We start from the raw sequence: 3,170 nt of genomic DNA, 5'->3' as shown, positions 1-3,170 counted from the left end.
ATTCGGTAATAGAACAGTTGAAGCCGTTACAGGTTTTTGTTGGGACAAGGCGTTCTATCTTAAATTCAGCAGAACGACCACTTTTATCAAATTCTTGACGCATAACTACTTTTTGAAGAATTTATCAATATGAGCGGCTTGTTTCTCATGCCGTCTGTATACCGAAGCCGGAATAGGCTTTTGGATTTGCTCAATGACTTCACGGGCTATTTTTTTATCTTTTATCTCCGTTGGTTGGACGGGCTTTACTCTGACTGCCATTTTGTTACCTCTATTCTAATATAGCTGTTTTATGAAAATTAAGCAAGGAACAATGAGCGAAAAAAAAGAATTGAAGAAGAACCTCTCGCAAAGGCGCAAAGGACGCAAAGGAATAGGGAAGAAAGTTAGGCTAGGCTTGTCGGGGATGTTAGGCAAGGCTTGTCTAGCCACAGTATTACAAGCTAATGGTAAACGGGCTTTTTGTGGTCGTGGATTTCGTTTTCGTTTTTGAATGTGCCGCCGATGTTCTCGACGGTTACGGAGGCTTCGTTAATGGTTCTTGCGATGTACTCGCCCTCGGTTCCGGGCAGGTAACTGGGGTACTACTTCGCCCTCATCTTGTGCATTTTCTCTTTTACTGTGTAAATGTCTAACATGGTTCTCTCCTTTACTTTAATTTCACTTTCTATGAAAGTGTTTTTATACCCCATATCTAGTGTTGCCAATTTCTTGACGACACTATGAAATTTGGGTGTCAGTCACTGTTGCGTTACCGTGTCAGCGACACTACCGAAAAGTGTTGTCAGACACAGGTGCGTTACCTCTGCATTACTTTTTGGTATCAGACATTTTGTGTGTCATTGCAATTACTAACAATTTTACTGCGCAACCGTAGAGTTCCTTTTGTCCATTTATGTCATTACTTTCAATGAACCAAGCACATTTAGTTTCACAGCATTCTTTATTGTTAAAAGGACAATTTTTTGGTTCCATATTTTTTTCTCCTTAGTTTAGTTATAAGTCGTTAGTGGGTAGTTAATAGAAACTCTATCCGCTACCCACTGTTTATTCAAAATGATGCTATGCAATGTTGCGTTTACTTAACCGCTACTATTTTTTCCAAGTATCAGAACCCGTTTTATTGTCTTTCGTTTTTTTATATGTTCCCGCTTTTCCTTTACTGTAGGCAGTTTTTAAGTTGTCTACGCTAGGAATGACGTTTTTCCCAAAACTTGTTATGTTGTTTCCCTTTGCAAAGGTCACGCTGGTAATGCCGAGGCATAAGCCAAAAGCGTAATCCCCAATGCTGGTAACGCTGGCGGGTATGAATATGCTGGTAAGGCTGTCGCATTCGTAAAAAGCCTGCTCCCCAATACTTGTAACGCTGTCGGGTATGGTTACTTTGGTAAGTTCTTTGCGTCCTTTGAAAGCCTCCTTGCCAATCTCAACAACCGGAATATTTTGTATGCTCGATGGGATTTCTACAACTGACGCATTGCCAATATATTTATTAATAACTACGCCCGTACCCTTTTTTGTTACCTGAAAACCAATTTTAACGGCTTCCTGATTAAGCACTTTATTTTCCGCCTCTATCCTTGCCTGTTCCGTTTTAGCTTCCGCATCCTTCCTTGCCTGTTCCGCTTTGGCTTCCGCATCCTTATTTGCCTGTTCCGCTATAGCTGCAGCTTTAGCTTCAGCCGCCTTCCTTAATTGTTCTGCTCTAGCCGCAACCGCCGCCTTTGCTTGTTCTAAATCGTCTGCAGTGGCAACCTTCCAAAGGCGTCCCGTCCACATATATGTTCCGGCTTTTTTCCCTTGGCTGTCATAGAAGGTACTAAAGTTATTAAGAAAATTATTAGCATAAGTTTTATTTGCTCCAATGGTTAAGTAGGTAAGGCTGGTACAACCTGTAAAAGCCGAACTATCAATTTTGGTAACGCTGTTTGGTATGGTTAAGTTGATAAGGTTGGTACAACCTGCAAAAGCCGAACTATCAATTTCGGTAACGCTGTTGGGGATAGTTACGCTGGTAAGGCTGGTGCAACTTTGAAAAGCCCTAACCCCAATGTAGGTAACGCTGTTCGGTATGGTTACTTCGGTAAGACTGGTGCAACCGTTAAAAGCGCCGCTCACAATTCCAGTTACGTTGGCAGGTATGGTTATGTTGGCAAGGCTGGTACAACCTTCAAAAGCGCCATAAGATCCACTTTTAGAAATGGACCAAACTTTATCAGCTCCTATTTCATAGACTATTGCTCCAATAGTTGTAAACTTGGAATTGGTTGGCAATGTTATGCTGACAAGGCTGGTACAACCCTTAAAAGCCAAATTATCAATTTCGGTAACGCTGTTGGGGATAGTTACGCTGGTAAGGCTGGTGCAACCACTAAAAGCTCCATTCCCAATGCTGGTAAGTTTGCTAGTGGGTACGAAGGTTACGCTAGCAAGATTTTTTATATCTTTAAAAGCATTCTTCCCAATGGTGGTAACGCCGTTTGGTATTGCTATGTTGGCAAGGCTGGTGCAACCATCAAAAGCACTTTCCCCAATACTGGTAAGTTTGCTAGTGGGCATGAAGGTTATGCTAGCAAGGTTTCTTAAATCTTTAAAAGCATTCTTCCCAATGGTGGTAATGCCGTTTCCTATGGCTACACTGGTAAGGCTGGTACAGCCGGAATAAGCCTCCGTCCCAATTTCGGTAACGCTGTCCGGTATGATGACGCTGGTAATGTTTTTATTATTCTTAAACACATCACTCACAATTTCCGTAACTTTGATTCCTTCGATGGTTGCAGGGATAATTACGTCTGTCGCTTTGCCGGTATACTTGGTAATGGTAATTCCTCCTCCAGTGTTTTGACTGATGTCGAAATCATCGCCAGTCTGTGCGAAGGCTGCCGCACACAGTGCCGTGCATAGTAATAATGCGATTACTGTTCTTTTCATCTTGAACACTCCTTTTGTGTTGTATAAAAATGCCTTTATGCGACCTGCGGTCGTGCGACCAAAGGTCGCTAGGCGTTTTTCCAAAGAGGGAATAATGTAATGTGGTTGATTGAATAAATACTATTAGATAGTTGACACGATTTTTACATAGTTGATATAATTGCGTGTTGCGTGTTGCGTGTTGCGTGTTGCGTGTTGCGTGTTGCGTGTTGCGAGTTGCGTGTTGCGGGTTGCGTGTT

The 3,170-nt window shown here is 42.2% G+C and carries 3 protein-coding genes; 1 reads left to right on the top strand and 2 read right to left on the bottom strand.

Annotation, left to right across the window (positions count from 1 at the left end):
- Positions 1-105: 105 nt before the first annotated feature.
- Entirely contained in the window at positions 106-261 is a 156-nt protein-coding gene (locus ACYVRH_RS11415) for a hypothetical protein (protein ID WP_461257040.1), read from the bottom strand.
- A gap of 31 nt (positions 262-292) precedes the next feature.
- Here ACYVRH_RS11415 and ACYVRH_RS11410 point away from each other — a divergent pair, with 31 nt between their 5' ends.
- The gene (locus tag ACYVRH_RS11410; RefSeq protein WP_461257039.1) at positions 293-493 is read left to right on the top strand and encodes a hypothetical protein; all 201 of its coding nucleotides are present in this window, start codon (positions 293-295) and stop codon (positions 491-493) included.
- A gap of 599 nt (positions 494-1,092) precedes the next feature.
- Here ACYVRH_RS11410 and ACYVRH_RS11405 read toward each other — a convergent pair.
- Positions 1,093-2,931, bottom strand: coding sequence for a leucine-rich repeat domain-containing protein (locus ACYVRH_RS11405; protein ID WP_461257038.1), 1,839 nt, complete (start codon positions 2,929-2,931; stop codon positions 1,093-1,095).
- Positions 2,932-3,170: the final 239 nt, after the last annotated feature.

Source organism: Treponema sp. R80B11-R83G3, assembly GCF_054786115.1.
The sequence above is the reverse complement of the archived record's forward strand: the minus strand, read 5'-3'. Positions and strand labels throughout refer to the sequence as shown.